The organism is Lyngbya sp. CCY1209 (assembly GCF_035615495.1).
GTDB lineage: Bacteria > Cyanobacteriota > Cyanobacteriia > Cyanobacteriales > Microcoleaceae > Limnospira.
The window spans coordinates 20,520-27,487 of the sequence record NZ_JAJENU010000303.1; the positions used below are offsets into that span (position 1 = coordinate 20,520).

At 53.8% G+C, this 6,968-nt stretch carries 5 protein-coding genes; 2 read left to right on the forward strand and 3 right to left on the reverse strand.

Annotated elements, in window-relative coordinates:
* Positions 1-52 precede the first annotated feature (52 nt).
* Both LKE08_RS08825 and LKE08_RS08830 read right to left on the reverse strand, forming a co-directional pair.
* Positions 53-2,128, reverse strand: a complete 2,076-nt coding sequence (locus LKE08_RS08825) for a serine/threonine-protein kinase (RefSeq protein ID WP_324703849.1) — start codon at positions 2,126-2,128, stop codon at positions 53-55.
* Between the two features lie 529 nt (positions 2,129-2,657).
* Positions 2,658-4,412: an NB-ARC domain-containing protein gene (locus LKE08_RS08830; protein WP_324703850.1), complete on the reverse strand. Its 1,755-nt coding sequence runs from the start codon at positions 4,410-4,412 to the stop codon at positions 2,658-2,660.
* Between the two features lie 370 nt (positions 4,413-4,782).
* Here LKE08_RS08830 and LKE08_RS08835 point away from each other — a divergent pair, with 370 nt between their 5' ends.
* Both LKE08_RS08835 and LKE08_RS08840 read left to right on the forward strand, forming a co-directional pair.
* Positions 4,783-4,950 carry a hypothetical protein gene (locus LKE08_RS08835; protein ID WP_324703851.1) on the forward strand — a complete coding sequence of 56 codons (168 nt, stop codon included), beginning with the start codon at positions 4,783-4,785 and terminating at the stop codon, positions 4,948-4,950.
* Positions 4,951-5,283: 333 nt separating this feature from the next.
* Positions 5,284-6,513: an AAA family ATPase gene (locus LKE08_RS08840; protein WP_324703852.1), complete on the forward strand. Its 1,230-nt coding sequence runs from the start codon at positions 5,284-5,286 to the stop codon at positions 6,511-6,513.
* 271 nt (positions 6,514-6,784) lie between these two features.
* Here LKE08_RS08840 and LKE08_RS08845 read toward each other — a convergent pair.
* A partial coding sequence (locus LKE08_RS08845; RefSeq protein WP_324703853.1) for a hypothetical protein occupies positions 6,785-6,968 on the reverse strand: 184 nt, incomplete at its 5' end.

Genomic DNA, 6,968 nt, shown 5'->3' on the forward strand with positions numbered 1-6,968 from the left:
TCGATTTCTGTCACCTACCGAAAGTCAGATTTTGAGGAATCGCGATCGCCCCCTAATCCTCCCCCAAATGCCAAACCCAAATTTCATTATTTCCGCCATTGCAAATCAGCGTCCGGCCGTCCGCACCGAAGGCGACGGGGCCGTATCCGGCCAACTGAAACGTCGGATTTGTGGAGAGTTCGGGCGGGTCGAGTTTCCACAGGCGCACCGTCCCGTCACCGCCGCCCCAAGCCAACATTTTCCCGTCCGGACTGATGGAAATGCTGGGCTTCGTTCCCTCGGTGGCGGAAAGGGTGGCGAGTAAATTTTCCCGTTGGAAATCCCACAATTTCACGGTGCCATCTTCGCCGGCGCTGGCCAGGAGGTTCGGGTCGGGACCGAACGCCACGGACCCGACGGCGCCGGAATGTCCGGCGAGGGTGTAGAGGCTGTTAAACAGTCCGAATCGCCAGATTTTGATCTGTCCGTCCGCGCCGCCGCTGGCAAACCAACTGGACTGGGGATGGTCGTCCCAAGAGTGGGGGGTGGCGGCAGTGGGGGGGGTGCGTCCCACGAAGGTGACGCAAAAGACCGGACCGCAGTGTTCCCGGAGGCGGTAGAGCAGTTCCCCGTTGCGCTGGTTCCAGAGTTTGATGGTGTGGTCGGCGCCGCAACTGGCGACGATGCGGCCGTCGGGGCTGTAGGCGACGGCATTGATGGGGCCGCTGCGGTGGCTGTAGGGGGAACCGGAGTGGCTGAAAAATCGGTCGGTCATGGCGCGGGTTTTCAGGTTCCAAGCCAGCAGGGTGCGATCGCAACTGCCGCTGACCAGGCGTCGCCCGTTGGGACTGACGGCGATCGCATTCACCGCCGCCGCATGGCCGCAAAAGCGGTGCAGCAGTTGGCCGGTGCAGAGGTTCCAGAGTCGAATGGTGCGGTCGGCGCTGCTGCTGATCAACAGATACCCGTTCGGCCCGATCGCGATCGCCCGCACGGGGGCCGAGTGCCCTTTGAGGACGACCCCACACCGCCAGGTTTCCGGGGATTTTGGCGGTGCGGTTTCCTCGAAACCCAGTTGTCCGCCGCAGTCGCAATTTAACAGGGGGATGGAGATTGGCGGGGGAGATGGGGAACCGGAAAAGATCCCCACACCGAAGGATTGCGGTGGCGGAACGCCCCAGATCGGCTGCTGGTGGGCGAACTCCGCCTGTCGGGTCGCCAGTTCGACGGCGACCCGGACTTGTAGGGGGTGGCTCGGGTGAAGCTCGGGTCGGAGGTCGCGCAAAACGTCCTCAGCGCACTGGTAGCGGTCTTTCACCCAGTCGGCGAGGAGTTTGTCGAGGATGCGGTTCAATGGGGGGCTGATGCTGCGGTCGGTTCGTTCCAGGTGCGATCGCCAGGTCGATTCCCCCGTGAACGGGTCGAACAGCTCGCCGGGGGGAATCCCCGTCAGCAGGTGGATGCAGGTGACGCCCAAACTGTAGAGGTCGCTGGCCGGGTAGGCCTTTCCCCCGCGAATTTGCTCCAGAGGCGCGTAGCCGATGGTTCCCGTCATCGTCCCGGTTTTGGGGTGGAACAGGTCGATTTCATGTTTGGCGACACCGAAATCGACGAGCACCAAATGGCCGTCTTGGCGGCGGCGGATGATATTTTCGGGTTTGATATCCCGGTGGACGACTTGGTGATGGTGGATGAATTGCAGGATGGGCAACAGGTCCCAGAGCAGTTCCCGCACGGTTTCTTCGCCGAAAGGTTTCCCGAGATCCAACTCCTGCAGGAGATTTTCTCCCTCGATATATTCCTGCACCAAGTACAATCGCCCCTCGGATTCCAAACTGGCGTACAGGTGCGGGATTTGGGGATGATTGCCCAACTCCTGCAGCCGCATCGCCTCCTGGTGAAACAGGTCTGTGGCTTTTTGGACGGCGGCGAAATTCTGCTGTTGGGGGGAGAATTGTTTGAGGATGCAGGAGGTTCGCGATCGCTTTTCATCGATGCCCAAAAAAGTCCGGCTCATGCCCCCGCCCCCGAGATTCTGTACGGCCCGATATTGGCGATCGAGCAGCAAAGATGAGCCGCAGTTCGAGCAGACGTGGCTTTTCGGGGAATTTTGAGGGGTCGGACAGAGGGGATTTAGGCAGTAGCTCATGGGCGCAGCTCGGGTGGATCGATCTCACTATTTTAGTTTGTCCTACCTGTCGAGTGTTATAACGCCCGCTTCCCAAATCGATAGAATTCTTAAGGATCATTTAGCTTTTGTAAAAATTGTTAAAATAACTACAAAAATTGCAACTTTGGGCGAACTGACATTCTGAATGACAGTCAAATTTGAGCCGATGTCAAAGCGATCGCCGACCGTCAGAAACGCCCGACTCTCCGCTCTCAATTCGGTTCCTCCTTTCCCTTTTCACCCCCACCGCAGCCGGGTCGGGTTGGGTGCTTGAGGATTCGACTATTGACGAATAATTTTGAACGGCTATATTGAAATTAATTCCAGCCCAGACCCAACCCAACCGCAACCTCTTCGTCGCCTTTCCCCTCTCGCACGATCGCTCCCCCCTTCCGGAATGGGTGAGGGATGAATTGGAGCTATCAACAACAGTACACTCCCACCCATCTCCAATTATGATTATGGTTTCAGACGAAGACGATCCCATCGTTCCCCCGGGATTGAAACATCAGGCTTTTTGGGGAGTCCCGGCATTCACCCGCTGCCGCGCGATCGCCCGCCACCCCTCCAACTCCGGCTGTCGCCAAGGGGTTGTCGAACTGGCGCGATCGCGATCGTCGGCGGCGAGTCCGCTTTCCCAAAATGGCAGGGCTTGCTGACGTTCCCCTTTGACTTCCAAAACCTGCGCCAACAGGTAGAAAACCGCCGAGTTTTTATTGCCAATATCTAGGGCATTTCGCAAATGCTGTTCGGCTTGATCGGGGTCGTTTTTGAGAAAATAAGCCCAACCCAAATTTTTTTGGAGGGCGACTTTGACATCGGGATCGCTCACCCGGTCTGATATCTTTTGAATCGATGCGATCGCGGCTTCGGCATCCCCCTCTAAAAGCGCCAGCCGCGCCAAGTTGCTGACGGCGGCGTGGGCGGCCCTGCCACCGCCTTTCGCCGCAATTTCGTAGTGGTTCCGGGCGGATGCAAACTGTTGCAACCGTTCGTCCGTCGAACCCAAATTGTAGTGGGCCGGCGCCAGGTTCGGGTTGTAGCGGATGGCGTCCGTCAGGGCGGAACGGGCGCTTTGAAATTCGCCGTCGAGATAATGTTGGTAGCCCAATTGGTTGAGGTATTTCGCTAGTAAATGGTGGGAGATGAGGCGGCGGACGGCAGGGCTGAGGATGAATCGATCGCCGGCGACGGACTCGATGAGCGATCGCGCCTCCAGGGATTCTAAAATTGGTGTCAGGGCGATCGCGTCTTCGGTAACCATCAAATTTTCCGTCAATTCTTCCCGGGCGACGGGGCGGTTGTGGAGTGCCAACCAACACAACAATTGCGGTTCCAGATCGTTCCAGTCGTCCCGGTATTGGCGGATAATTTTTTCGACGTTCAAAGTGGTTTGCTGGATCAATTGCAGCGGCGTTTCCAGAAACCGATTGAAAAATTGGGTGGAAATCAGTTGGAGTAACCGGGGATTTCCGCCGTAAAGGTGAATCAATTCGGTGCGGAAATGGGCATCGACGGGGGTCAGCTTCCCGTTGGCAAGCAGTTTTTCGGCCTCCGAGTCGGGGAGTCCGTTCAATTCCAACATTTGAAGGGTCGCTTGATCTTCGATAAGTGAGATCAGGGCGGCGGGGGGTTCCCACCCGATCAAGAGGGTGGGGGTCCCGGAGTCGGCCCGGGCTTGCAGGTGGCGCCCCCAGTTTTCGCCGATTTCCGACGGGGAGAGGGTTTCCAGGTCGTCCACCACCAGCAGGGCGCGATCGCCCGTCGGGAATAAGTCGTCCCAAGTCGGCGTCCGGCGGAGCGATCGCCAAATGACGCGATCGAAGTGGGGGGCGATCTCGCGGACGGTTCGGGCGGCGAGGGCGGTTTTGCCGATGCCCCCGGCCCCCCACAGCATCACCACCGGGGCCGGATCTGCCATCAGCCAGCTTTTGAGGGTGTCGAGTTCGGGGGTGCGATCGAAGAAGCGATCGCCTTCTGGTGCCTCCCCCCGGGGGACGGCGGGTTTGGCGGCGACCTGACTTTGATATTCTGCCACCAGGAATTGCTGCAATTTGGCGAGTTTTCCGGGGCCGGAACCGGCGATGTCAAATTTTTTGTACACTTCCCCGAGTCGCTTCTGGAGGGCATCTTTGCGGATGTCGAGATCGCGGGCGATCGCGGCCAGGGGTTCTCCGGCGATCGCCCGGGACAAAACCTCAAGTTCGTTGTCGGAGATTCCGGCCCGTCGGGCCAGGTGGATCAAAAAGTCTCTGGGGATCATGGCTTCACCGCCTTCGGGGGAGGGTTTCGGACACTGCCCCTGATTATACCGTCTGTTATCTCATTTGAGTGAGTCACAACCCCCCCGACCGTCGAAGTGGCGATCGCGGGGCAGTCCGACTCAAATTCCCTTATCATCGGGGCGAGACCGGTTTCAATTCCCGCCTCCCCTCTCCCCATCTTTCCCAATCCCGGACTTTTTTCTCACTTTAATGAGATTTTTCCTTGACATCATCGCGATCGTCCGGTTAAACTGGCCGTATCAAAAGTTAGATCAATGAGACGTTCCCGCGCCCCGGGTCAACCCGTCCGGCCGGCGATGGGTGCGCTTCGCGGAGCGTTCCCGAACCATTTTTGAGGACTATTTGAATATGGAAGCCGTTCTGATTGCTCTCGTCTTGTTGGCGTTGATTTGGCATCCCGAAGACCCCCCCAAACCCGCCCCCAAACCGAAGCGGTTTTACCTGGATAAAAAAGTGCTCAGACGGGTCAAAACCGGGGACGTACCCGCCGACTGGGGCGATCCAGACGATGACTGATCGGGCCGCAAGTTTCGCCGACTATAGCAGTGCGAAATGATCCCGACAACTGAATCCCTTCAAAGCCCCCAGAATGGCCCGGCCGTTTCATTCTCCCCGAAAAATGGCAGGGGGAGCGATCGGGAGCGACCGGGAGATTTTTCGGAATGAAAAGGTATTTTCAACCGGATATTCCCTTGCTCCTGTCTCCCCTCAACCGTTTTCATCCTCACCCCCGACAATTTTTAACCGAGAATGAAACGGCCGAGCCCAGAATTGGGGGCATCGGGGGCGATACAATTGACACATCGAATCGGACAATTATAAAATACAATCGTAATGCTGTGATTTTTCATGATGACAGCATCATCTGACGATGCCACCCGATCTCTATCAAAAAAAATTATGCTGAAAAGAATTTATATCGATAATTTTAGATGCATGGTTAACTTTGAATTGAGAGTGGATAGCATCAACCTCTTTTTGGGTTCCAATGGTTCGGGGAAAACGACCATTTTTGATGCCTTAAGAAAACTGCAGCTATTTATTTTGGGCGATCCAATATTTCAGCAATATTACAAAGTCTCAGATTTATTTAAATCCCGGGATTTGACGAGGTGGCAAACATCGGACGTTCAAAAATTTGAATTGGACATTCAAGGGAATGGTGGTTTGTACAAATATACTCTGGAGATCCAACATCAAGGAGAGTATTCACCGCCCAGAATGCGTTTAGAAAGATTAACTTTTGACAGTCAACCGCTGTTCGAGTTCTGGATCGATGCGGGGGATCGAGGTATGCCCGTCGGTCAAGCCAGACTGTACAATGACGATCCGAATCGTGAAGGTGCATTTTTACCATTCTTTGATTGGTCGCGTTCTGGCATCGGTTTTATTTATGAAAGACCCGACAATCAAAAGCTGACCTGGTTCAAAAAACGGATGGCAAACTTTTCGATCGTACAGATCGACCCTTTTTCAATGACATCTAAAAGCAGTCAGGAGGCAAGTTTGCCCGACTGGAATCTTTCAAATTACGCGGCTTGGTACAGCTACTTATCTCAAGAAAATCAAGGAAATATACTCAAACTAACATTGGAATTGCAAAATATAATTCCGGGATTTGATTCGTTCCAAAATTCTAAATCTGGCGATGTCAGGATTTTGTCGGCATCTTTCAATCATCCCAGCAAAGTTACATATCAGCTCGATGAATTGTCGGAGGGACAAAAAGTCTTGATCGCACTCTATACCTTAATTTATTGTTCCTCCGACGAAGATTTTACGTTGTGTATTGACGAACCCGAAAATTTCCTGGCTTTGCCAGAAATACGACCTTGGTGGAATAAAGTGATGGACTCTTGCATCGAAAATCAAGGACAAGTCATCTTAATTTCTCATCATCCATCGTTGATCAATTATTTGGCTGGCAATTTGGGCTATTGGTTTGAACGAAGCAATAATCAAGCCGTCCGGGTCAAACCCATCAGTCAGATGACCGAGATGCAAACAGAAGACGGTAAAAAAGAAGACGGCTTATCATTGAGTCACCTGATAGAACTGGGATGGATTTATGACGAGTAGAGATAATTTGCCGGAAGTTACGATCCTCTGCGAGGATCTGGCCCAAGAGCGATTTATCAGGGAATATTTGAAATGTCGGGGATGGGACGATCGCAAAATTAAAGACTTTGGCAATCCCAAAGGAAGAATCATTCAAAATAACAATGCTTGGGTGGTCAAAAATTATCCGGACATTGTGAGAAGTTACAGAAGAAGTTGTAACTCTAGAAATATTGCCGTTGTCGTGATGATTGATGCCGACGAACGGTCCGAACATCATATCTTGCGTTCTTTACATACAGCATTTGATGAAACGGTCGGTAATTTGAACCGAGATTCGCGATCGCCGACCGAGCGGGTTGCGATTTTCGTGCCGGCCCGAAATATTGAAACTTGGTTTTTTTACAAAAGTAGCAACAACTTTAGGATTTTCTCTTAAAGGAGTTGGTAGAGGCACATTGACTATGCCTTTAAGA

Excerpts from the sequence above, each read along its gene's own strand:
- LKE08_RS08825 (WP_324703849.1), bottom strand. The coding sequence starts at position 2,128 with ATGAGCTACTGCCTAAATCCCCTCTGTCCGACCCCTCAAAATTCCCCG.
- LKE08_RS08830 (WP_324703850.1), bottom strand. The coding sequence starts at position 4,412 with ATGATCCCCAGAGACTTTTTGATCCACCTGGCCCGACGGGCCGGAATC.
- LKE08_RS08835 (WP_324703851.1), top strand. The coding sequence starts at position 4,783 with ATGGAAGCCGTTCTGATTGCTCTCGTCTTGTTGGCGTTGATTTGGCAT.
- LKE08_RS08840 (WP_324703852.1), top strand. The coding sequence starts at position 5,284 with ATGATGACAGCATCATCTGACGATGCCACCCGATCTCTATCAAAAAAA.